Source organism: Aquibacillus koreensis (genome assembly GCF_025154055.1).
Taxonomy (GTDB): Bacteria; Bacillota; Bacilli; order Bacillales; family Amphibacillaceae; genus Aquibacillus_C; species Aquibacillus_C koreensis.
The window spans coordinates 1-23,932 of the sequence record NZ_JAOALK010000058.1 but is presented as its reverse complement, the minus strand read 5'-3'; the positions used below and the strand labels follow the sequence as shown (position 1 = coordinate 23,932).

Here is a 23,932-nt window from a genome sequence, read left to right as displayed (position 1 = left end):
AATTTCTGACAATTTCGTGTCTGTCCATAAAGAAAAATAGGTAGAAAATGAATAATAAAAAAATGGTTTGGGTGTTTGACTCACGTACCATTAACTTACATGGTCTAATAAGCGTTCAATATGTTATGCAAAGGGTAAACATATAAAAGTAGGAGTTGCCTTTTAGAGTGAAGGCAACTCAAGTATAGTAGAAAGGGGGAAATAAATGAGAAGTAGTAAAACTGGAAAGCAAAAACCTATAGAAAAAATTAGAAGGCATCCTGTTCCTTCGTTATTGTCATTTTTTGATACGCTTCCACCAATTCTCCAAGGTTTTTTTGATATACATCCTCAGTAAGTGTTGCACCTTTTTGGGTTAATGCATACAATAGATGCCTTCGTTGTTTTTCAATTGCTTCTTTTAAGTAGGACATGTGAGGAACTCCTTTCTGTACTTCATAGTATAAGGGTATAGCAATTATGTTACATCAGTTTTGTAAGCTTTTCTTACGTAAAATATGAACAGCGAGCTCTTTTTCCCAATAAATGATACTTCTTAGTGAAAAAAACGGAGTAGACAAGACTCTTGAGGATTATAATCCTGAGTCACTCGTCTTCTCCGCTTTCATTGTAACTATACCCACTATGATCAGTCACTCCACCGCCATCTCCACCTTCAAGATTTGCTTTTTTACTAGCTATTAAAAAGGCAAATAAAACAAAAGGGATGAACAAAAAATAAGGAATGTTTAACCGAATGTCAGTAATAATAGCAAATAATAAAAGGAAAATTACCCCAACAGTAATATAAAGGCTACCTCTTAAGAATGTTTCCATTGTGACCCTCCAACAATTAGCCCATTTTAGACTAATGCGTGTTGGTACATATTCTATGAATCTACCTTAACGGATATTCTGTTTCGTTCTATTTGAATAAATATTTCCGCAAATGTTGGATCCCATTGTGTCCCCTTACCTTCTTCTATAATGTTTAGAGCAACGTGCTCGGCCATTCCTTTCCGGTAAGGACGGTTAGATGTCATCGCATCGTAGGCGTCTGCAACGGCTAAGATTCGGCCAAATACTGGGATTTTTTCGCCCGTTAATCCCTCTGGATAACCTTTTCCATCAAATCGTTCATGATGATATTTGACGCCAGGAATAAGTGTTAGCATTGCTTCTTTTGGTTGTATTTGATGAAGGATATCAGCACCAATCGAAGGGTGTAATTTAATTTGATCAAATTCTTCATCAGTTAGTTTGCCATCTTTTAAGAGGACTTGATCCCTAATGCCTATTTTACCTATGTCATGTAGTAAGGCGGATTTGCGAAGTATATCTAAATCCTCTTTCCCAAGCCCAAACCTCTCTCCAATCTCTGTTGCATAATTTGCAACGCGTATAGAGTGTCCGGCAGTATAAGGATCTCTTGCATCTAAAGTAGCGGCGAAAATAGTAAATATACTCTCTAGAAGTTCTTCATTTTGTGCTTCTTTATCATGAATAGATTTTGCCATATGGTTAAAGCCACTAATTAGGGTGGAAAATTCATCAGAATAAAAGCCTTCCAGGTAGGATTTTTGGCCATTTTGTACATTATGCATTCCATGTTGGAGTTGTTGGATAGGCTGTTGTACTTCTCTTGTTAGTAGTATAGAGAAGTAAAACGAGATAATAGAAACTAGTAATATAATGATGCCGGACCATTGCCAGTATTCTTTGACAATAGCAGGGTACGATTGAAAAAGATAAATAAATGACGCCAAGCTATATAACAATATAGGAAAGATTCCAATTAATAAAATACTAAAGAAAAATTTCTTTCGGATCGAAAGTAACACATAATCTTCTAAGGACAGATCAACGTTATAGAGCACAAGTGTTTGATCCTTTAATGCTTTTAACAATGGTTTAATTGCACTTGTTGCTAATAAGAACTCGATAATTCCATGAATCAAAGCGATTAAAAAGGCACCGATCCATGCAAAACCAATGTAATAATAAGGTATAGATAAAGAACCATTCGCAACAAAAGCAAACGTTAGCATAGTGGAAGGAATCGCCAACCCTAATAAATGCGGCAATAAAATCCGAATAAACGTTAACGTTGGAAAACGTAATACGCGAGAGTATGCGTGTCTCAGTTCCTCTAATGGTGCAGTGTCTATTTTCATCACATGTTTAATGGGTTTAATGTGATAATGAAACGCGATTCCTTCAGACGTGATCATTGTGAAAATGGATATAAGTAAAATACCTACTAGAATGTCCATATCATTTTGTGGTATTTGGAGTGTTTGTGTAATAAAAACAGAACCAAATATAACCACGGCAATAAAAGAGCCGATTAAGTAATTGCCCATCAACCGATATTGAAACTTTTTATAAATCATGTTGCTCCCGCTTTCTTAAAAAACTTACCTAACTTTTTAATAGGAATATTATACTAATCTATTTTACTTGTAAATCGGTACAAAGGAAATAGATAAGCCGCAATCGAATCCCATAATAGTGGACATATTAGATGTGTCTAAACGTGCAGGCGTGGTAAAATGGCACCGAAGTGAAAAGTCGACATGCAAGGGAGAAAAAAGTATGAGGAAGAGTCAACAAGACTTTACGAGTGGAAATATACCGAAACAACTTGTATTGTTTTCTGGTCCAATAATGTTCACCCAATTACTGCAAGTATCTTATCAGTTTGCAGATAGTATTTGGGTGGGAAACCTATTAGGGGCGAATGCCTTAGGAGCGGTTGCGGTTTCTAGTACAGTGATTTTCACGATTCTTTCTTTCATTATTGGAATAAATAATACAACACTAACCGTCTTGTCCCAACAAAAGGGAAAAGACGATGATCAGGGGCTAAAGGATTATCTAAATGCATTTGTCGTTACTTTATTTTTTATGGCGATTGTATTAGGGATGGTTGGATATTTAGTAGCTGAGCCAATTTTACGTCTGCTAGGAACACCAGAATCAATGCTTGATAGTGCCACTGGCTACCTTAAAATTAATGCGTTGGGCATTTTGTTCCTGTTAGGGTATAACTTTATCGGAACAGTGCTAAGAGCACTTGGAGATAGTAAAACACCAATGCGCTTTGTTCTATTGGCAGTAATATTAAATATTATATTAGACCCTCTGTTCATCTCTGTTTTTAACTGGGGAGTAGATGGGGCGGCGTATGCTACCGTTGCTTCACAAGGAATTGCCTTTCTTTACGGCATCTATTTTGTACTTCGAAAAAAACTGGCGCCATTCTCCATCCCGTATTTACCAAAATGGGATGAGGTTAAATTAATTTTACACTTAGGAATTCCATCTGGATTGCAGATGTCGGTCATTTCAGCAGGGATTGCAGCAATTATGAGTGTCGTTACTTCGCACGGGGAAGATGTGGTTGCTGGTTTTAGTGCTGCACAACGCTTAGATAGTTTGTTTATGTTACCTGCACATGCGCTAGGTACAGCGGTAAATAGTATGGCAGGGCAAAACATAGCAGTCCAAAAGTGGGATCGGGTTAAAAAAATAGCTTGGTACGGATTTTGGTACAACGCCCTGATCATGTTTATCCTTGCGATCGTTATTGTATTATTTGCGGATTTTGGTATTCGCTTATTTATTCAAGATGCAGAGGCTGTACAGTTTGGTGGAAAGTATTTAGCAATCATTGCTTTCTTCTATCCGTTTCTTGGTGTTAATTTTGTGTTAAATGGAGTCGTCCGTGCGTCTGGGGCAATGTATCAAGTCCTTGCTTTAAATCTCATCTCTTTTTGGATCCTGCGCTATCCATTAACGTATGTAGGATCAGCATTATTTGGAGAAACCGGAATTGGTATAGGGATGGGCCTCAGCTTTGTCATTAGTAGTGTGCTTGCTTTTCTTTATTATCGTTATGGAAATTGGAAATACAAGCAGATTTTTAAAGAGAAAGAAAGCAAATAAGCACCTTCACATTCGAAAAAACTACGTCAGAAAATCTTACAAACAAATGTGTATCTTACAGGCTGTATGATAAAGTAGGCTGTAAGATGAAAAATAGATAATAAAGGGAAGTCATTAGCCGTAAATAAAAAGTATAGGCTTAACACTAATGAAGGACTATTTGTATGAGGGAGACCTCGTACAAATGGTCCTTTGTTTTATTTAAAGTACATGGGTTGGTAGATAAAAGCCTTGTACTGTTGAAGTCTGCTTGCTAATTGATAACGTTATTCTTTTACTTCTAACAATGTGCTAACCTCTTCCACACCGACAACATACTGGTCAAATGTATGATTTGTTACTTTTATCATTGTTGGTGTTCCAGTTACTTCTATTTCATTAAATTGTTGAGGAGCGTCATTTGCGAAGGCTGTATTGTGGGATGCAATGATTTGATTGGAGTCATTGGTTAAAAAAGTCCAATGAACCTCGGGGTCTTCCGCATATGAGTTGAGATCAACTTCCTCATAAATTACCTCTTCCCCCTCAACTATTTCTCCAACGATCACATCATACTGTTGGTGATGCTGCTCCCAATCATACCAGGCTTCTGAGTTAGCTTGTTCTTTCATATCAACAAGGTACACTGGAGTGGAGGATTTTTTAACAAAAGCTAATACATCGTCTTCTATTTCCGTACAGTACTTACAGTCAGATTGCCAAAAATAAACGATGTAGGCATTCTCAGGTTGATTATAAGTATCTTGAAAAGGAATTTGTTTTAAGGACTGTATTGTGATAGGCTTTGTTACACTTCCTATTAAAACAATACTAATAAATAATGTGACAAGTATAAGTGAAAAAGTAAAAATGCTTTTACGTTTCATGGTACTCCTTTCTGTTTATCTACCAAAACCCCATTTATATTATAATGTGAATTACTTCACATAAGCAACAAAAAGTACAATCACAACTAAACGTGATTGTACTAAGAATCATTTAGGATAAGTTTGGTTGACGTCTGTGCATGGTGATTTGCTCATAGGCATACGCTAATTCCAATAATTTTCCTTCGCTAAAAGCCTTTCCGGTGAACGTAATACCGACTGGCTTTCCGTCTGAGGTATAACCGGCTGGTACAGTAATCGAAGGATAGCCGGCTTTGGCTGCAATACCAGCACCGAAGTTATTTACAAATAAAAGTGCATCTAATTGATGTTCATACATGACCGCATCAATGCCTTCTGTTCGGGATAATTGTAAATCAGATAAACGCGCATGAATATATGCCGGATCTGTTAATGTACCACTTGTATTGTCGGACTCTGTTAATAGCGTTTGACCATACACTAATGCTTTATCTTTGTGTTGTTCATTATATTGAATAAGCTCTGTAAGAGAATGTACAGGAACCTGTGAAGCCACATTTGATAAATATGCGTTTAAATCTACCTTGAACTCATGGAATAAAACACTATAGTCAGTCGGATTCGTTTTGATTTTTACGGGATCAGTAACGGTAGCACCTGACTTAGTCAGGTCGGCTATTGCTTGGTTTACTAATGTAAGCTCTTCGTCCTCTAACCCTTCCAGATACGTTCGGTCGACGCCAATTTTCGCACCATTTAAACCTTCTAAGACTAGATGCTTCGTGTAATCAGTTAATGCTTGTCCTTCGCTGATCGATGTTGCAGGATCTTTTATATCTATTCCTGTCAATGCACCAAGTACAATAGCCGCATCCGTAACTGTTGTAGTCATTGGACCAGCCGTGTCTTGGCTATGAGCAATTGGTATAATACCTGTTCGGCTTATTAACCCTACGGTTGGCTTAATCCCAACGAGGGAATTACTACTTGCAGGACTCAGGATAGAACCACTTGTTTCTGTTCCAATACTCCCTGTTGCAAAACCACTCGCCACTGCAGCGCCAGGTCCTGAACTCGAACCTCCAACATCAAATTTTCCTGGTCCATAAGGATTCAACACTTGTCCGGCTCGCGAGCTATAGCCATTCGGCATTCCCTCTGTCATAAAGTTAGCCCATTCCGTTAAGTTGGCCTTGCCAAGGATCACTGCTCCAGCTGCTCTTAATTGTTTAGCTACAAATGCGTCTTCTTTTGCATAGTGGTTTTCAAGTGCAATGGATCCAGCTGTCGTATGCATGTGGTCTCCAGTATCGATATTATCTTTAACCAATATGGGGATTCCGTGTAGCGGCCCTCTTGCACCTCTTAATCCACGCTCTTGATCAAGCGCTTCTGCTATATGGAGTGCATCAGGGTTTATCTCTGCAATCGCATTAATCATTAGTCCTTGTTTGTCATACTTTGCAATTCTTTCAAGGTATAGTTTTGTTAATTGGAAGGACGTTAACTCACCTTCTTCCATAGCGAGTTGTATGTCATGTATAGTTGCGTATTTTAATAGTTCGTCCAAGTTTAAAACCTCCTGATAAAGTATCTTGTATAATTAGTTTAGCTTATGTAAATAGGGATGTCAGTTTTTTTGAAAAAGCTAGAGGTTTATGGGTGAATTTGTATAAACTTTGACGTAACAATCTATATTCAAATAGAAAGTAGTCATGATGCCCGAAACGATGACGGAGGAGCTCGAAAAGGAATCAAATGCCGGTTATGATGCCCGAAAGGATGACGGAGGAGCTCAAAAGGGAATCAAATGTCGGTCATGATGCCCGAAAGGATGACGGAGGAGCTCAAAAGGGAATCAAATGTCGGTCATGATGCCCGAAATGATCGCGGGGGATCTCAAAAGGGAATCAAATGCCGGTTATGATGCCCGAAAGGATGAAGGAGGAGCTCAAAAGGGAATCAAATGTCAGTTATGATGCCGGAAGATCTCGAAAAAGGAATCTAAGCTAATTATAATCTGGGAGTTATCCTAGAATAGACTAGCGTTACGTCGCATTTTATATCAATTCTGACATGAGAAGAACTATGATAACGAAAAACCGCGTCTATCCATTTAGAATAGACGCGGAATGTATTATTGCGAAACAGCTACATCACTGCCAACTTTATATTTTTCATTTTTTGCAGGTTGCTCTTGTTTTTCTGCAATTCTGTTTTTGAAGTAACTGATTACCATTGAAGTAACAGCAATCGATAAGACAGATGCTAAACCTCTCACAAAACCAACCGCATATAGACTAGTTAATACAACAATAAAGTCAAATAGGAAAGTTGTTTTACCTGGGTTAAATTGATATCGTTTGTGTAAGAATAACGCTAAAATATTTGCTCCTCCTAAGGAAGAACCATTCGCAAATAAGATAGAAAGTCCTACTCCAATAATTGCCCCGCCGACGATTGCACCTAACCAAATTGGTACAGAAAAACTAGGAAGAAACTGATCAAAAGTCGTTACAATGGAAAGGGTACTTACGGCAAATATAGTCGATAATGTGAATTTCCAACCCATTCGTAGCACGGAGAAAATATAAAATGGAATATTAACAAGGAAGAAGAACAGTGAAAAAGGTGTCTGAGTTAAATAAGACAAGCTTAATGCTAATCCTGCTGTTCCACCGGTAGCAATCTCAGAAAATTTAAGAATTGTCACACCAACACTAACTAAAAGAATACCAACAAGTATAAATAATATCTTTTTCATATATTGTCTCCTTTTTAAAAGTTATATAAAGAAAAATAGATGATACAAGCTACTTGTTCATCCACTAAAAATGTGTAAGCAATAATTTTATAAAAACTTTTCTATATTTAATGTTAGAATATAAGGGAGAATGTTTATATACAAAAAGGTATAATTTTTACCAATGAAGTTACTAAAATGCATAAATAAATGGTTGTTTAACTTCAATATGAAATGAGAGGGTTTACATGGATAAACTGGACCAAAAACTGTTAAAGCTTTTGCAAAAAAATAGTAGGATGTCTATTAGTGATTTATCTAAAGAATTAGCTCTAAGCCGACCAAGTGTTTCGGAGCGACTTCATCGGTTACAGGAGAAAGGTGTCATTGAAGAATTTACCGCAAGGGTTTCTTTGCCTGCAGTTGGTAGGGATATTTTACTAATCATTCAAGTGAGTGGATTAAAAGTATCTCCACAGGAATTTGAATCGATGGTGAAACAAAAAGAAGATATTATCGAATGCCACCGTGTAACAGGGGATGTAAGTTATTTCTTAAAAGTCGCAGTTGCGAATATGGAACGGATGCGGATTTTAATTGATAGCTTAATGCCTTATGGAACGATTAATACATCAACAGTTTTAGCATCGCCTGTCCCATATCGTTATACGTTACCACAGGATTTTTCAGAATAAGTGACAGAAGCAAATGGCTTTAATCAATCGTGTGCATTGCTTTAAAATAGAAGTAGAGGAGGAATGGCACATGCGTTGGTTATCTAGGATTTTCTCAAAAAGAAGGTGCTATATCTGTAACCAGAAACCGCAGCAAGCCCAAAAATATATAGATGATCAAGGTAATGAGGTACTTGTTTGTTATAAATGTGTGACGTATGCAGAAAGGCGTGCGCTTCGTAAAAGTTAAAAGGTAGGAAAATACTACAGATCTTTCGTATAAATCGTTTCAAAATGGAAGAGGCTTAAAACAGAAGTTATTTTAGTTGAAGGAGGGCCTCTTCACATGTGGAACGCGATATTATGGGGAACAATTGCGGCTTCAGCAACATTACTAGGAGCACTAATTGTTCTCCGTTTTTCTATACCCAAACGGATCATAGGTTTTATAATGGCATTAGGGACGGGTGCTTTAATTGGAGCGACCACCTATGAATTGTTAGAGGGAGCATTAGCGTTAAGTGGCTTTAAGGAAATTGCAATTGGTTTTCTTGGTGGCGCCTTAATCTTTACCATTCTAGACATCATCGTTTCACACCGTGGGGGACACAAACGGAAAAAGTCGGAAGGACAAAATGGAGACGGATCAGAATCGTCGGAGTCAGGTTCTGGATTAGGAATATTTATTGGTACAATAATGGATACCTTACCTGAATCGGCAATGATTGGTATGAGCTTAATTGGAGGAGAATCAGTAAGTCTTGCACTGGTTATATCGATAGCTATAAGTAACCTGCCAGAAGGGATTTCAAGTACGGTAGGGTTACAAAAGAGTGGATATTCAAAGAAAAAAATCCTTGTATTATGGGTGCTTGTTGTCCTGTTCTCTGCTATTAGCTCTTGGGCGGGTGTGATGCTTGATTCGGCTTCTGATAGCATTAAGGCAATCATGAGTTCATTTGCTGGTGGTGCGATTATTTCAATGGTAGCTTCCACGATGATGCCAGAAGCATATAAAGAAGGTGGACCAAGCGTTGGATTTATTACTGCAATTGGCGTGTTTATTTCGTTTTGGCTCCATTATTTATAAACAGTGTTCTCCTTCCTAATTTGCCCTAAGTATAATAATGACTTTTTAGAAGATAGTAAGGATAACGTAATCTATAAATGAGGTGCTTCATTTGCGCATATTTTTACTATCTCTTCTCAACCTTGGTTTGGCCCTGGTGTTAGTGGCATTCGAAGGAGACCGCAATTTAGAGCAATCAGCTACCGACCTTAATGTGGATAAAGTGGTTGGTAAACAGAGTGAGGATACTATAGGAATACTTGAGCGGGATATACCAGTCGATCCTGGTCGAGAGCAGAACATTTTTTAACTTCTAATATAAAAATACAAAGAACGATTAGTCTATTTTGCTAATCGTTCTTTTTGTATTTGAATTACAACAAAAAATTAAAATGCCGATGTCTTTTATTCCAATTGATATCAACGTATAATTAGTTACTAAGTGTTAGAGTAGAGGTTCCTGACTAAAAGAATGGAGGGAGTTTCATGTATATAAGCAAGCACGAATTTCAGAACCATGATATGAGTAAATTAGTCAAAGGTGCAGTTGTCCCAAGACCGATTGCATGGGTATCTACGATTGCTAAAGATGGTGTTAACAACATTGCGCCATTCAGTTTTTTTACAGTTGCTTCCTTAGACCCTGTTACGTTATGTTTTTCTGTCGCAAAGGGAAATGATGGATCGAATAAAGATACATTAGAAAACATACTCGAAACAAATGAATTTGTAGTCAATATCGTAAGTGAAAGTTTAGCAAATCAAATGTATGAAACAAGTAAAGTCTTTGATCCACATGTCGATGAATTTGAAATTGCAAATCTGGATGTTGCAAAAAGTGAAAAAGTGTACGTACCAATAGTTGCGGATGCCCCGATTGCTATGGAATGTATATTAAGCGACGTAATAAAGGTTGGAACGAGTCACCTCGTTTTAGGGGAAGTGGTTGGTTATCATATTCACGATGAAGTATTTATGATTCCTGATAAGGTCGACCCTAAAAAACTAAAGCCGATCGGCAGGATGGCTGGGGATTATGCACATATTCACGATGTTTTTAAATTGCCGACGGAATAATGAAATGGACTTCGTCAACTAGTGTTCTACTTTAGGTTTTAAAAACAGTTAGGAGAGAAGCCGCAGTGTCTGATAAAACGTCCGTTGTTCCTTTAAAAGCGCTTTTATTTAGTTTTCATGGCGCGAATATGATTATCATTAGCTTTTTACCATTATACCTTCAACATAAAGGCTTGGATGGCCAGCAAATTGGCTGGGTATTGGCGATTGGTCCGATGATGGCTATTTTTTCACAACCCTTTTGGGGGTATATGAGTGATAAGTATCAAACCGTTAAACGTATTTTAATTATTTGTGTGATTGGTCTATTAATTTTTAGTTTTATTTTTATGCAGATGAGTACACTTCCGCTATTATTGCTCTTTGGAGCGATATTTTTCTTTTTTACCGCTCCAATAGGTGCGTTGGGTGATAGCTTATCGCAAAGAAGGTCCGAGGATTTAGGCGTTTCTTTTGGTTCGATTCGAACATGGGGTTCCATCGGATTTGCACTTTCCTCCTTAGTGATCGGGGAATATCTTCAGGCTGTTGGTGTGGAGTATATGATTTGGCCCTATTTAATCTTGGGAGGTGTAGTGCTCGCTGTCTGTTTTAAATTGACAGATGTAAAAGTAAATGCAAAAAGGATTCAACTTAGTGATGTTAAACTACTTATAAAGAATCACCCGTTTACCATCTTTTTAGCAATGATCATGCTTATTACCATTACACACCGTGCAAATGATAGTTTTATGGGTATTTATATTTCTCAATTAGGTGGAGATGAAAGGTTAATTGGCATTGCTTGGTTTGTTGGTGTTGCAAGTGAAGCGTTAGTGTTTGCTTTTGCTGGGCATTGGTTTAAAAAATATCATCCCCTCATCTTTATCATAGCTGCAGGTGTGTTATATTCTGTTCGTTGGTTTGGATATGCTATATTCGATGAACCGATCTATATTGTAATTCTGCAGTTCTTACATGGACTGACTTTTGGGGTGTTTTACTTAACTGCTTTTTCTTATGTGTCAAGGTTAATTCCGAAAATCCTGCAATCAACAGGTCATCTCGTATTTGTTTCGGTATTTTTCGGTTTATCAGGAATCATTGGTTCACTGATTGGCGGTGCAGTGATCGATTCAATGGGTGGAAGTTACTTGTATATGATCCTGGGCACGATGTCGTTGGTCGGGACGATTTTATTAACGCTATACCATCTATTACCATTTGGCAAGTGACACATAAAAAGTACATGCTTTTCTGTGAAGCTCCAAGAATAAAACAAATAACATACTATTGCGGACCAAATCATTATTGATTTGGTCTATTCTTTTTTCCTCAAAGCGGAAAAATGAATAATTAACTAAAATAAGTAGAAAAATATACAGAGTCTATTTTCTACCAAAGAAAAGGGGGGATTGCCGTTGGCGTCGGGGTTGAAGCAAAGGGCTCTTCCTAGAGATTATTTAAGCATTTCTGAATCAACCATTCTTCATTTAAGAAAACCATATATAATTGCGTGGTGGTCCGTAGCCTTCCCGGGCTTTGGTCATATTTTGCTTGGCCAATACTTTCGTGGGATGGGTTTAATCGTCTGGGAGATTTTAATAAATTTGCATTCGAAAATAAATACTGCGATGGTATATTCGTTTACAGGCAATATACAAATGGCAAATGATACGTTGAATCCTAGGCTATTGCTTTTGTACATTCCGGTGTATTTATTTGGGATCTGGGATAGTTATCGTGGGTCTGTTGAATTAAATAAAGAATATAAAATAAGTGAAATAAAACAAACACCAATAACCAAGTATAAAATGAACAGTAAAGGAATTAATTTCTTAGATAAAAGAAGTCCGGTTTTTGCCTTCATATGGGCTTTATTTATTCCAAGTTTAGGCCAATTTTATCAGCAAAGAATATTAGCGAGTTTTTTTACGCTTCTATGGACCGTCATTTTTATTTATTTTTCTAACTTTTTGGAAGGATTTATCTATTTATTACAAGGAGACTTTGCAAGATCGACAGAAGTCATAAATATACAATGGCTATTATTTATCCCTTCATTCTATTTCTTTACGGTTTATCAGTCCTATACGGAAACTGTTGAATTAAATAAGCTATTTGATAAAGAACAAGCAGCATACTTGGAAAAGAATTTTCAGTCCTCTGATTTTAAAATAAATAAAGGGAGATTGGTCGAGTGATGCAAATCTTCGCAACTTTTGAGCACTCCATGTATTTAGAAGTTGGAATAAGTGAACTTCAGAAGAATGGAATAACAGACATCTTTGCGGTGCCGTTAAAAAGGGTAAATAATGAAGCGGCGGTTTTTGACTCTTTGACACGATCAGATGGTCGTTCGTTTCTAGATTCAGGTTTTGCTTTAGCTGTAATTCTATCTACTATTTTTGCTAGTAAGGGATTCGAGTGGGAGTTGGGAGCTATTTATTGGGGGCTAATTGGTGCAGGAAGTGGCCTTTTAATTGGTACATTATTTGAAGTACTTGTATTTAAAATGAAGAATAAAGATAAAAAGCTCAGACTATTCAAGAAAAGTAACCAGAATATTGGAGAGGTCATCTTAATTATAAAATGTGAACCAAAAGATGATAAATTAATTTCAGATATTCTTAAGAAGAATCTAGCTGTTGGACTGGCGAAGGTAAATTAGAATCTTATGTACAAAAAATACATACGGGAGGACACGAATTAAGTAGGAACAGTTACTTAGTTGGTGTCTTTTTTGTACCTTTGAATAGAAAGGTGGTGAAGAGATGAAAAAAAGATGCATCGTTCAAGCATGTGAAATAAAATAACATATATATGAAATAGCGGAATTAGTAAACGGCCCTTGTGAAACACACTTAATTACTGATTTAACCCATATTTTGCGAAAAACAGATAAACCAGATCGATTCAGTAAGATTTTAAATGACTATAAGAATCAAGTAAAAAGTCCAATTGATACAGAGCTTAAAAACATTTTTTCCAGTTGGTTAGAAAAGCAAAAAAGCTAATGCAAGTTGATATTAATGAATCGTTCTACTACAATTGAATAGATTTAATATGTATTTTATAAAAGGGTGATCATTAGAATTGAAAAAGCTAATATCATCCTTTTTATACGTTAGGAAAGTATAAATTTTTTGCTTTTGCAGTCTTTCGACGTAGTGAAAATTTAATGTGCAAAGTATAAGAAAAGCTAGCACATTCGCAAAAGGATAAGCGAATGCGAGTTTTTCAAATATATGGAGAGATAGAATGGTTGATAATAAAAATGAAATAATAAAAGTGTGCTTATTGGCCGGTAAAGTGATGTTGCAAAGTGGTGCGGAAACCTATCGTGTGGAAGATACGATGGTACGTATTGCGGCCTCCTTTGGTATTGATAACCCCCAAAGTTATGTGACGCCTACGGGAATTATATTTTCGATTAGTGAAACAGAGTCTACCAAATTTGTTCGGATATTAGAGCGGTCTACAGATTTACATAAAGTGACGGAAGTAAACAGCATTTCAAGAAGAATCAGTAGTAAAGAGTTATCGCTTGAGGAAGCGAGCCGATTGTTAAAGGAAGTAGATCAACTGAAGCATGTATATCCAACGTATATTCAAATACTGGCTGCATCGATCGTTAGTGGTTGTTTTACTATTATGTTTCAAGGCGGCTGGGTAGATTTTATACCATCTGTCATTGTCGGTGGTGTAGGGTTTTCCGCTATGGTTTACTTTCATAAGATTGTCGAGATTCGTTTTTTTGCAGAGTTTTTAGCTTCTATATTTATTGGCCTCCTTGCTTACTTGTTCATCGATATTAGATTTGGTCTCGAATTGGATAAAATTATTATTGGTGCAGTGATGCCATTGGTGCCAGGACTACTCATTACTAACGCAGTCCGAGATTTGATGGCTGGGCATTTAGTTTCCGGGTTATCGAAAGGTGCAGAGGCCTTCTTAACAGCGTTTGCCATTGGTGCTGGTATAGCAGTTGTATTTGCATTTATTTAAATTTGTTTTAACGATCGTGAGGAAAAATTATGATGTTTTTTGAACAACTAATTACTAGCTTTTTTGCAGCTAGTGGTTTTGGCATAATCTTTAGTGCCCCAAAAAGGTCATTGATTCAGTGTGGCGTTGTTGGAATGCTGGGTTGGATTGTTTATATTATTTTGGTCGATATTGAGGTGGATGCTGTACCAGCTACTGTTGCGGCATCTGTAGTGGTGGCTGTATTAAGTCAATTGTGCGCCAAATGGTTCAAAACGCCGATAATCATCTTTAATGTTTCCGGCATTATCCCGCTTGTGCCAGGCGGCCTTGCTTATGATGCGATGCGAAATTTTGTTGAAAACAATTACGATGTGGCTCTTCAGTTGGCGGCGAAAGCATTGTTGATATCGGGTGCGATCGCTTTAGGATTGGTGTTTTCTGAAATTATTAATCAAGTGATTCGTAAAGCGAAATGGAAGAAAAAGACACATGCATAGTCTGAGATATATTTCTAGCGGTGTCCGTTCGAATTACGTATAATCGTGACTAGGTGATTAAAATGGAATTTATCAGTGTGCTTATCCCAATCTTTGGGATATTTGCAATTGGCTTCGTTGGCTATAAGTTTTTGAGATTCGAAATAAAACCAATTTCTAAGATGGCGCTATATTTAATGTCGCCATTTTTGGCGTTTCGGACATTTTTTCAAAATGATTTAAATATGGATTATCTCTATCTAGGTGCTTTTTTGGTTGTGCTCTGTGCTATTACGATTGGGATCTGTTATTTAATCGGACGCATGAAAAGATGGGGCAGTGGAGATACAAGTAGTCTTATATTAGCAACGGCATTTATGAATAACGGTAATTATGGAACACCACTCGTCTTATTGGTATTTGGGGAAAAAGGGTTTCATTACGCTATAATACTAATGGTGTTACAACAGTTAATCATGTGTACAGTCGGTGTGTATATAGCGGCTAAAGGTGGAGCGGATGGAAAGGAATTAAAAGTTTCCCCTCTCCGTGAAGTAATCAGGGTCCCGATTGTATATGGCGCGCTTTTAGGAATTCTTTTTAATGCGCTACATATAGAAGTAAATGAAAACATAATGACCGCTGTCGATATGGTTTCGGACGCTACCATCCCGACAATTATGATTGTGTTGGGAATGCAGTTAGCCAACATCAGTTTGAAGAGGCTTGAATTAGGTAAGTTATCGACGGCATTATTGTTTAGACTGGCCATTGCCCCAGTGATTGCTTACGTATTAACGCTACCGTTACCTGTTGATGAGATGGTAAAAGATATCTTAATCTTAATGGCTGCGATGCCTACTGCGGCGAACACAACGATGTATGCCCTTCAATTTGATGCAAAGCCGGAGTTTGTTTCTAGTGCTACTTTAACGAGTACCTTACTTAGCATCATTACATTGCCGATCATTTTAGCGATCTTATTATAAGAAAACAAAAACCTCATTCTTCATCAAAAGATTGAGGTTTTTATTTTGTTTTATTTCGTTTCTTCAACGGACAACCTCCTCCAAGTTTTTGTTAGATTTTACTACCTAGGGCGGCGGTCGTTAATTAAATGTTGTAATTCATATGGATTCATGCTAATCCCTCCTTTTTTAGCTACAACTCCATCATAGACAATGAAAGTAATTCCTATAACAGGTTAAAGAATGAATCCGTTTCAGATTTAAGTCGTATTCTTGTATGAATAACGTAAAATAGCCAAACATTATGAAAGTAGACGATCATGATGGGGGTTTTATTGTGAACAATTACGATTGCATCATTATTGGTGGCGGGATTGCGGGAATTCAAGCAGCTATTCAATTAGGGAGATACCGACACCGTGTCCTTGTGATCGACGAAACAGACATGGGACGTTCTAATTTATGTAGGTGTTACCATAACATTATTGGATGGCCGGATGGTGTAAGTGGTCAACTATTGAGAGATATCGGAAGCCAACAAGCGAAGGACTTAGGTGTTGATTTTGCGAATGAAAAAGTACATACAGTAGACAAACAGGGGCAGTCATTTGAAGTGAGAACGCAAGTAACCGATTATCTAGCGAAACGAATTCTGTTTGCGACGGGAGTAAAAGACCGCTTACCTTTATATGAGCAAATCTATCCTTGTTTGGGTAAGAGTATCTATATTTGTCCTGATTGCGATGGCTATGAAATTGCGAACAAAAACACAATTGTACTTGGTTCTGGCGATGTTGGAGCTAATATGGCATTAACGCTTCGTTATTGGAGTGATGCGTTAACCTATATTAACCATGAACAAAAGCCAGTAAAAGCGAAGTTATTAACAGAGCTTGAGGAAAAAGGGATCCACTACCTAAATGAACCAGTGAAAGAAGTGCGAACGGAAAAAGAACAAATACACGGTGTGCAGTTGCAAAGCGGGAAGATGATTGAAACAAACCATGCTTTTGTTGCTTTTGGAGGGAATCAAGTGAATTCAGAGCTTGCAGAAAGTTTGGGAGTTAAGCTACATGATAACAAGCATATTCTTGTTAATCCGCGAACGCAGATGACGAATGTCGAGCATGTTTGGGCTGCGGGCGATGTTGTAGCTCATTCGGAACAAGTAACAATCGCAATGGGAGACGGGATGCAAGCTGCAATCTGGATGCATAAGACATTAATGGGGCATGCGTGATGCCCTTTTATGCATAATAATACAACTTTATGTATTAAATTGTATGAAAATTCTAAAAACTGAAAGCAAATAATTTTGACAAAACTATTGATTTAACAACAATATTGTTGTATTATCAATCTATTAAAATATTAAATGAAAAACTTCAGGAGTGAATAAATGATGAATAAATATGTATCGGGATTATACTTAACTTTAATAATGATTGGACTGTTATTTTTAGCTGCTTGTGGTACAGCTGATGATGCAACGGCGGATTCAAATGCAGAAGGTCAAGCGGAAGAAAATGCAGAAAAGCCAGTATTACGAGTTGGGACAGAAGCTACATTTGCTCCTTTTGAGTTCTTAGAAAAAGGTGAAATCGTTGGATTTGATGCCGACTTATTAGATGCTGTTTTAACAGAAGCAGGCTACGAATATGAGTATGAAAATGTTGGATGGGATCCGATGATGGCGTCATTGCAAAATAAAGACATGGATTTTGGTGCTGCAGCAATCACAATTAATGATGACAGAAAACAAACATATGATTTTTCAGTTCCTTATTTCAAATCAACACACATGATCGTATTCAATGAAGGTGCAGGATTTACGAGTGCTAAAGATTTAGAAGGAATTAAGATTGGTGTTCAAAATGGTACGACAGGTGAATCTGCAGCTGAAAAAGTTGTTGGTGAAAAAAATAGTAATATCTTAAAATATGATTCTACAGCAGTAGCATTTTTAGCGCTTAAAAATGGCGATGTTGATGCAGTTGTAACTGACAATGTTGTAGCGGATGAATATGTAGAAAAAAATCCAGATGCAAATGTGGAAGCAATAACGGACGACGAAACTTTCTCTGCTGAATACTATGGCTTTATGTTTCCTAAAGGTAGTGAGTTAGTAGCAGAGGTTGATGCTGCACTTACTACAGTAATCGAAAATGGAACATATGCTAAGATCTATAAAGAGTGGTTTGGAGCAGAACCGAATACAGATGTCTTGTTAGAAGCGGCAGAATAATAAGTAAAAGTAGCGTAACGAATTAGCGTTACGCTATTTTTCTAGACTTTGAAATTGGAAAAGGGAGAAATACAATGGCTGAATATTTTGATATAAATATTGTAATTGAATATATGCCGTACTTCTTAAAAGGGGCATTACTCACAATTGGTGTATCAATTGTTGGGATTTTGTTTGGTTGTATACTAGGTATGTTCATCGGAATGGGGAAAATGATCAAAAAATGGTACTTTAACTTCCCGTTTGTATGGTATATTAACTTTTTCAGGGGAACACCTCTGATTGTACAATTATTCTTGTTTCACTTTGCTGTTTTACCAGCGATGTTTGATTCTGTAAGTGCAACTACATCGTTAATGGTCACCTTATCACTTAACTCAGCTGCCTATGTAGCAGAAATTTTCCGTGCAGGGATCAAATCACTTGACCGCGGCCAAGCAGAAGCGGCACGCTCATTAGGGATGAGTAAAATACAGGTTATGCGCTATGTCGTGTTGCCGCAAGCATTTAAACGTATGATCCCACCTCTAGGGAATGAATTTATTGTCTTATTAAAGGACTCTGCTCTAGGTGCCATGATTGCAGCTCCGGAGTTGTTTTACTGGGGGAGAGCGGCAGTTGGTGAATATTATCGTGTATGGGAAGCGTATATCATGGTAGCATTATTCTATCTCGTGTTAACATTATCGTTAACATACTTGTTAAATTACCTAGAAAGAAGGTTAGATACAGAATGATTTCTGTCCAAAACTTAAAAAAATCATTTGGAGATCTTGAGGTTTTAAAAGATATTAGTGTTGACGTGGCTGAGCAAGAAGTAGTCGTCGTTATTGGACCATCCGGTTCAGGTAAATCGACATTTTTACGTTGTTTGAACTTAATTGAGACAATCACGGATGGCCATGTATATATAGAAGGTGTTGATATTACAGGTAAAAAGACCAATATCAATGATATTCGTACGGAAGTTGGCATGGTTTTTCAACAGTTTAATTTATTCCCGCATAAGACAGTATTAGAAAATATAACCTTACCAATGCAAGTCGTACGTAAGTGGAACAAAGCTGATGCGAAAACGAAGGCGCTAGCTTTGTTAAAGAAAGTCGGATTAGAAGATAAAGCGGACGTCTATCCAGATTCATTATCTGGTGGTCAAAAACAACGTGTTGCGATTGCGCGTGCGCTAGGCATGGAACCGAAAATTATGTTATTTGATGAGCCGACTTCTGCACTAGACCCAGAGATGGTAGGGGAAGTACTAGAGGTAATGAAGCAATTGGCAAAAGAAGGTATGACAATGGTTGTCGTTACACATGAAATGGGCTTCGCACGTGAAGTGGGAGATCGTGTTATCTTTATGGATGAAGGCTACATTGTGGAACAAGGTGACCCAAAAGAAATATTCGAAAACCCGAAGCATGAACGTACGCAGTCGTTCTTAAGCAAGGTATTATAAACCATCCTCTTATTGAGGGTGGTTTTTTGCTGTGAGAATAGATAATAGTAGGTTGAATAAGATAAAGTAAAGGAGCAACAATTACGTGTATGGATGTGTTGGTAAGGCCGAAGAGGATGAACTAGATTTTGAAGTCTAAGTGTGAAATCAAACGTTGATTTGACGCATGCATCAGAGATTTTGAAGTCTAAGTGTCAAATAAGAGGTTGATTTAACCATGCATAAGAAGTTTTTAGCATAACTGTCAAAAGCATCGATGAATTGGCAGTTTCAATAAGGTTGAGGCGTCAATACCATACTAAACATAGGTGAGTGGAAAATAAAAAGGTATTTCATCAATTCCATAGAATTTAAAAGTAAATAAAGTTTGATTTGAGGTGTGAAGCTTTGCGAATAGTAGTTGCGCCAGATTCCTATAAAGGAAGCTTGTTTGCCTTAAAGGTCGCAGAAATAATGGGAAAGGCAATTAAAGAAGTAAAACCAAGCGTAGATGTGGTCCTAAAACCGATGGCTGATGGTGGAGAAGGTACAATAGATACAATGCTCTCATCTATAGAAGGGAAACGTATTCCTATTACGTGTACGGGTCCGCTTGGTGAAAAAATAGATACCTATTATGCAGTAACAAAAGAGAATATAGTTATTGTTGAAACGGCTTGTATTGCCGGTCTAGTTCAAGTGCCTGAAAGCCTAAGAAATCCAGATTATACTACTTCATTTGGATTAGGCGAGGTTATTCGTCATGCACTTGATCAAGGTTACCGGTCATTCGTGATCGGGTTAGGAGGCAGTGCCATTAATGATGGTGGACTAGGAATGCTTCGAGCGCTAGGGATGCAAGCATTTGACGGGGATGGGCGTGAACTAGGCCCTTATGGTAAAGATGTAGCGCAAATCCACTCGGTATCTTTTCAGAACCTAGACAAGAGGCTTCCGCAAGCGCAGTTGCGTATTGCTTGTGATGTGGATAATCCATTGTGTGGAAAGGCTGGGGCCAGCGCGGTGTTTGGTCCACAAAAAGGTTTGGCGAAAGAGCGTGTGGAACATTATGATAAAGCATTACATAATTATGCTGTATTAGTAGAAAAATCAATAGGAGTAGTGGCAAAAGATAAGGATGGTGCAGGTGCAGCTGGTGGCCTTGGCTTTGCTTTTCTTGTGATAGGTGGTCAACTGGAGTCTGGTGCAGCGTTACTAGCGGAGGCATCCGGGCTTGAAGATGCAATCAAGGTTTCTGATGTTGCTATTACAGGAGAAGGGCAAACTGATGACCAAACGTTAAGGGGCAAGGCTCCTTCCTATGTGGCTGATCTAGCTAGACGAAATTACATACCGACTATTCTTATTTCAGGCAGTGTGAATGGTGATATAGAAAGTCTTAACACGAAGTTTGCTAGCTGCTTCTCTATTATTAATCAACCGTACACATTAGAACAATGTTTGGAAGAAGCAGAACAACTAGTCTACCAACAAACAAAACAGGTTACGCGACTTATCATATCTTTCTGCAGGTGAGGGTAAGATAAGAATGGATATTAAGGAGGTAATTGGGTGATTACATTAAAGAGAACTTCAGATGGTGGATATAATATGAGTAATCGAGAAGGGGTGTCTGTACAGGGAGCCACTTCCAAAACAAATACAGATGGTTTTACTCCATTTGAGTTGTTATGCAACTCAATCAGTTTATGTATGGCTCTTTCTCTGGATGCGCTAATAAAACGAGATGAATTAGATGTAACAGAGTATAACATCGATGTTACACCACATAAGGCAGAAGACAGTCCGTCTAGAATTGAGCGTTTTACGGTTGAAGTACAATTGGCTGGTGAGTTAGATGAGAAGACGAAGAAAAAGTTAATTGCTTCTGCAAAAAGAGCTTGTACGGTTGGGAATACATTAAAACATGGTGCGGAAATGGATGTTGAAATAATCTAAAAGAAAGTTGGGTCAGTAAACCTAACGGGTTCCATTACTAATCGCAAACATACAAAATGTTACTGAATTTGACTATCAAATTGCATGCTAATTTGGTAGTCTATTTTTGTTGGGTTAAAAGGGATTTCTTGTGGAAACTGCATCAAATTTGTAAGGATGATTATAGCCTAAAAATGCAAGGGTGCAACCGCTATTGGACCCTTGCATTTTTAGTATTTGGGATGCATTTTCATATACATTTAGGCACACAATACAAATTTTTGAGATAGATAACGGAACCCGTTATAGTAAACTGGATTTTATTACTATAAAATTTTTATAATTTTCGGAAAATATATACCTAGGGATACAATACAGTTCATACCAACTGTGATACGATTTTTTTATACAGATAAAAAACGTTCATATGTATGGCTCTATGTTTTAGTTTGGTCAAAAGCTGTTAACGAAACGAAGAAATTATTGCTTTTCTACAATATTGTTATGAAATCGTTAACAGAATTCAAACCTGCTCTGACATTGGTCTACCATACGCATCCAAATGTATAGGAGGTATATGTTTATGTCTGAAAATGCAAATGAGGTAAATGCAGATCAAGTTGAAATGAGTAGTGAAGAGGTAAAGGATGTGGAAGAAAATAAGGCGATGGGAATCCTTGCTTATCTGATTTTCTTTATTCCACTACTTGCCGCAAAAGATTCTAAGTTTGCGATGTACCATGCGAATCAGGGGTTATCACTTTTCTTGGTTTTTGTAGCAGTTAACATAATTGGAACGGTTATTCCTATCATTGGTTGGATATTCATTTGGCTACCGGGATATATCCTTTCAATGGTATTGCTTATTATGGGAATCATCAATGCTGCGAATGGCAAAAAGAAGCCTTTGCCGGTAATTGGCAAATGGCAGTTGATCAAGTAATGATAAAAAAACTAAGGTGAGCGAGCGAGAATGCTAGCTTACCTTAGTGTACTTAAAATGATTCCATTAGTCTCTTTATTAACTGTGTTCTATTTTTTACATCTACCTTCTTAAGAATTCTCCCTACATGCTTTTTAACTGTAATTTCAGCTACATATAATTGCTCGGCTATTTGGATGTTACTATATTCCTCAAGAATTAACTTTACTACTTCTTTTTCTCTTACTGTAAATGGGTATGCATTTAAAATAACTTCTAATCTTTCTGAAGCATCGTTAGAATTGGTGAATTGATCTAAATAATGACTTAACCGTTGTCCTCTGACATCTAATATATATGTTGGGGAAGGTTGATCCGTTCCGAAATCATAATGGGTAGCCCCAGGCACTTCTGTGAATCCAAAACTCTTTAAGACTTCCTGGAAAAAAGGTAATGGCGTTGATGTAATAATCCTTCCTCCTGATAATAGTAATGGGGATAAATTATATAAAAGAAAAGAGCGGGCAAATGTATCATTTGCATCTAAGCAGTCGAGCATTCGAATAAACCAACCTGCATTCGTTTCACTTGGAACACTAAATTCACGATACATTTCTTTACTTAGCTGCTGAAAATAACAAGAAGAGACAGGCTCTTTTGCCAACTGGGTAATAGTATCCTCATTAATTGGCACGACAATCGATAATCCCAGCATCTCATCGTTTTTATTTCTTAAAATCCTTGCCACTCGGTAGCCCATTCTTTTAATATATTCTGCATCTACTAGCTTCGATTCTATTTCATTATGTTGCAATGAAACGTTGTATTGATAGGTGCTGTTCGTTTCTCTATGAAAGAAATCGACTTTATCAGCGGCTAGCATCTTCTTTCTTAACGTAAAATATGCTTCAATGTCACTAAAATTGTGTTTGCCGACATGATCTAAATATAAGTCATCATCCACTGTGTCTTGGAAGAAAATCGATTGAATAAATTCATCACCGAGGTGATAGAAAAACTCTGCTATATCTGACTCGGCGTGTGTTCTTCCTACTTTGCTTTGATAGTAGGAAACACATCGTTGGCGTAACAAGTCATACTTTTCCATGTTTCTACTTTTTAAATCAACTTTAATAGCATCTCTTATGAGGTCGTGTACATACCATCCATTTCCTTTCTGGATAACGAATGATAAAGCGGTCAGTTGATTATAAAGCTCTACTGGTATTTCCTTTTGTGTTGCGAATTCAAGACTGCCTTGGTCAAACTGCCGTAGTACGGCAGCAGCTTCCGTTAAGAGTTGGAGATCCTGGTTATAGAAATAGCCCGTAAAACCACGCGGGCTTGCCCCGTGGATGTAAGGGCTTCGCTCAAGGGCAGTTCTTAGACTGCTCTACTTGAGCGATTTTTTGTTTGGTGAAAAAATATAGATTGAGAACATACATTCCCATGTGGTAAAATGTTTGTAAGTAGAAAAGAAAATAAGATACAAAAATTAGTTGAAATGATGAGTGAGTATAATAGATTAAATCATTGTAAGTTTCTAATCCAATATCACATCATTTGGTGTCCAAAATATCGATTTAACGTACTTAACGAAAAAATAGAATTAGAATTAAGGGGAATCCTTCGGATTATCAG

27 protein-coding genes are annotated in these 23,932 nt (G+C 37.3%); 20 read left to right on the top strand and 7 right to left on the bottom strand.

Annotated elements, in window-relative coordinates:
• Nucleotides 1-248 precede the first annotated feature (248 nt).
• The 3 genes from NYQ66_RS18610 to NYQ66_RS18600 form a co-directional block, all read right to left on the bottom strand.
• Nucleotides 249-413, bottom strand: coding sequence for a hypothetical protein (locus NYQ66_RS18610; RefSeq protein WP_259871664.1), 165 nt, complete (start codon nt 411-413; stop codon nt 249-251).
• 172 nt (nt 414-585) lie between these two features.
• On the bottom strand, nt 586-816 hold the full coding sequence (locus NYQ66_RS18605) for a hypothetical protein (protein ID WP_259871662.1): 231 nt from the start codon (nt 814-816) through the stop codon (nt 586-588).
• 53 nt (nt 817-869) lie between these two features.
• Nucleotides 870-2,372 (bottom strand): HD domain-containing phosphohydrolase, encoded by a 1,503-nt coding sequence (locus tag NYQ66_RS18600; RefSeq protein WP_259871661.1) that lies wholly within the window; start codon nt 2,370-2,372, stop codon nt 870-872.
• A gap of 202 nt (nt 2,373-2,574) precedes the next feature.
• Between NYQ66_RS18600 and NYQ66_RS18595 the strand changes: the two genes are divergently transcribed.
• Nucleotides 2,575-3,927, top strand: coding sequence for an MATE family efflux transporter (locus NYQ66_RS18595; RefSeq protein WP_259871659.1), 1,353 nt, complete (start codon nt 2,575-2,577; stop codon nt 3,925-3,927).
• Between the two features lie 266 nt (nt 3,928-4,193).
• Here the strand turns inward: NYQ66_RS18595 and NYQ66_RS18590 are convergent, their stop codons facing one another.
• The 3 genes from NYQ66_RS18590 to NYQ66_RS18580 all read right to left on the bottom strand — a co-directional run bounded on the left by NYQ66_RS18590 (nt 4,194) and on the right by NYQ66_RS18580 (nt 7,539).
• Nucleotides 4,194-4,793, bottom strand: coding sequence for a hypothetical protein (locus tag NYQ66_RS18590; protein ID WP_259871658.1), 600 nt, complete (start codon nt 4,791-4,793; stop codon nt 4,194-4,196).
• Nucleotides 4,794-4,905: 112 nt separating this feature from the next.
• Entirely contained in the window at nt 4,906-6,345 is a 1,440-nt protein-coding gene (locus NYQ66_RS18585) for an amidase family protein (RefSeq protein ID WP_259871657.1), read from the bottom strand.
• A 567-nt stretch (nt 6,346-6,912) separates the two neighbouring features.
• Nucleotides 6,913-7,539 carry a YitT family protein gene (locus NYQ66_RS18580; protein ID WP_259871656.1) on the bottom strand — a complete coding sequence of 209 codons (627 nt, stop codon included), beginning with the start codon at nt 7,537-7,539 and terminating at the stop codon, nt 6,913-6,915.
• A gap of 227 nt (nt 7,540-7,766) precedes the next feature.
• On the opposite strand from NYQ66_RS18580, the gene NYQ66_RS18575 reads away from it, so the two are divergent.
• The 18 genes from NYQ66_RS18575 to NYQ66_RS18490 all read left to right on the top strand — a co-directional run bounded on the left by NYQ66_RS18575 (nt 7,767) and on the right by NYQ66_RS18490 (nt 22,312).
• On the top strand, nt 7,767-8,213 hold the full coding sequence (locus NYQ66_RS18575) for an Lrp/AsnC family transcriptional regulator (protein WP_259871655.1): 447 nt from the start codon (nt 7,767-7,769) through the stop codon (nt 8,211-8,213).
• Between the two features lie 70 nt (nt 8,214-8,283).
• Nucleotides 8,284-8,442, top strand: coding sequence for a hypothetical protein (locus NYQ66_RS18570; protein WP_259871654.1), 159 nt, complete (start codon nt 8,284-8,286; stop codon nt 8,440-8,442).
• Between the two features lie 96 nt (nt 8,443-8,538).
• Nucleotides 8,539-9,282 (top strand): ZIP family metal transporter, encoded by a 744-nt coding sequence (locus NYQ66_RS18565; RefSeq protein ID WP_259871653.1) that lies wholly within the window; start codon nt 8,539-8,541, stop codon nt 9,280-9,282.
• Nucleotides 9,283-9,418: 136 nt separating this feature from the next.
• Complete coding sequence (locus NYQ66_RS18560) at nt 9,419-9,571, top strand: hypothetical protein (RefSeq protein WP_259871652.1); 153 nt, start codon at nt 9,419-9,421, stop codon at nt 9,569-9,571.
• 176 nt (nt 9,572-9,747) lie between these two features.
• Complete coding sequence (locus NYQ66_RS18555; RefSeq protein WP_259871651.1) at nt 9,748-10,338, top strand: flavin reductase family protein; 591 nt, start codon at nt 9,748-9,750, stop codon at nt 10,336-10,338.
• Between the two features lie 65 nt (nt 10,339-10,403).
• Entirely contained in the window at nt 10,404-11,552 is a 1,149-nt protein-coding gene (locus NYQ66_RS18550) for an MFS transporter (RefSeq protein ID WP_259871650.1), read from the top strand.
• 186 nt (nt 11,553-11,738) lie between these two features.
• Nucleotides 11,739-12,521, top strand: a complete 783-nt coding sequence (locus tag NYQ66_RS18545) for a hypothetical protein (RefSeq protein ID WP_311202035.1) — start codon at nt 11,739-11,741, stop codon at nt 12,519-12,521.
• The gene (locus NYQ66_RS18540) at nt 12,521-12,988 is read left to right on the top strand and encodes a hypothetical protein (RefSeq protein WP_259871763.1); all 468 of its coding nucleotides are present in this window, start codon (nt 12,521-12,523) and stop codon (nt 12,986-12,988) included. Before NYQ66_RS18545 ends, NYQ66_RS18540 begins: the two co-directional genes overlap by 1 nt.
• Nucleotides 12,989-13,578: 590 nt before the next feature.
• Complete coding sequence (locus tag NYQ66_RS18535; protein WP_259871648.1) at nt 13,579-14,325, top strand: threonine/serine exporter family protein; 747 nt, start codon at nt 13,579-13,581, stop codon at nt 14,323-14,325.
• Nucleotides 14,326-14,357: 32 nt separating this feature from the next.
• On the top strand, nt 14,358-14,804 hold the full coding sequence (locus tag NYQ66_RS18530; RefSeq protein WP_259871647.1) for a threonine/serine exporter family protein: 447 nt from the start codon (nt 14,358-14,360) through the stop codon (nt 14,802-14,804).
• Between the two features lie 62 nt (nt 14,805-14,866).
• A complete protein-coding gene (locus NYQ66_RS18525) occupies nt 14,867-15,772 on the top strand; it encodes an AEC family transporter (protein ID WP_259871646.1) in 906 nt (301 codons plus the stop codon).
• A 313-nt stretch (nt 15,773-16,085) separates the two neighbouring features.
• Nucleotides 16,086-16,991: an NAD(P)/FAD-dependent oxidoreductase gene (locus tag NYQ66_RS18520; RefSeq protein WP_259871762.1), complete on the top strand. Its 906-nt coding sequence runs from the start codon at nt 16,086-16,088 to the stop codon at nt 16,989-16,991.
• A 162-nt stretch (nt 16,992-17,153) separates the two neighbouring features.
• Nucleotides 17,154-17,996, top strand: coding sequence for a basic amino acid ABC transporter substrate-binding protein (locus tag NYQ66_RS18515; RefSeq protein ID WP_407652123.1), 843 nt, complete (start codon nt 17,154-17,156; stop codon nt 17,994-17,996).
• A gap of 74 nt (nt 17,997-18,070) precedes the next feature.
• Complete coding sequence (locus NYQ66_RS18510; protein WP_259871642.1) at nt 18,071-18,733, top strand: amino acid ABC transporter permease; 663 nt, start codon at nt 18,071-18,073, stop codon at nt 18,731-18,733.
• Entirely contained in the window at nt 18,730-19,452 is a 723-nt protein-coding gene (locus tag NYQ66_RS18505) for an amino acid ABC transporter ATP-binding protein (RefSeq protein WP_259871641.1), read from the top strand. Before NYQ66_RS18510 ends, NYQ66_RS18505 begins: the two co-directional genes overlap by 4 nt.
• Before the next feature lie 387 nt (nt 19,453-19,839).
• Nucleotides 19,840-20,967, top strand: coding sequence for a glycerate kinase (locus tag NYQ66_RS18500; RefSeq protein WP_259871640.1), 1,128 nt, complete (start codon nt 19,840-19,842; stop codon nt 20,965-20,967).
• 36 nt (nt 20,968-21,003) lie between these two features.
• A complete protein-coding gene (locus tag NYQ66_RS18495) occupies nt 21,004-21,390 on the top strand; it encodes an OsmC family protein (RefSeq protein ID WP_259871639.1) in 387 nt (128 codons plus the stop codon).
• Nucleotides 21,391-21,952: 562 nt separating this feature from the next.
• On the top strand, nt 21,953-22,312 hold the full coding sequence (locus NYQ66_RS18490; RefSeq protein ID WP_259871637.1) for a DUF4870 domain-containing protein: 360 nt from the start codon (nt 21,953-21,955) through the stop codon (nt 22,310-22,312).
• A 52-nt stretch (nt 22,313-22,364) separates the two neighbouring features.
• Here NYQ66_RS18490 and NYQ66_RS18485 read toward each other — a convergent pair whose 3' ends face one another.
• The gene (locus tag NYQ66_RS18485) at nt 22,365-23,399 is read right to left on the bottom strand and encodes a helix-turn-helix domain-containing protein (RefSeq protein ID WP_259871635.1); all 1,035 of its coding nucleotides are present in this window, start codon (nt 23,397-23,399) and stop codon (nt 22,365-22,367) included.
• A 351-nt stretch (nt 23,400-23,750) separates the two neighbouring features.
• Between NYQ66_RS18485 and NYQ66_RS18480 the strand changes: the two genes are divergently transcribed.
• Nucleotides 23,751-23,932: transposase (locus NYQ66_RS18480; RefSeq protein WP_259871632.1), on the top strand; the 182-nt coding region annotated here is incomplete at its 3' end.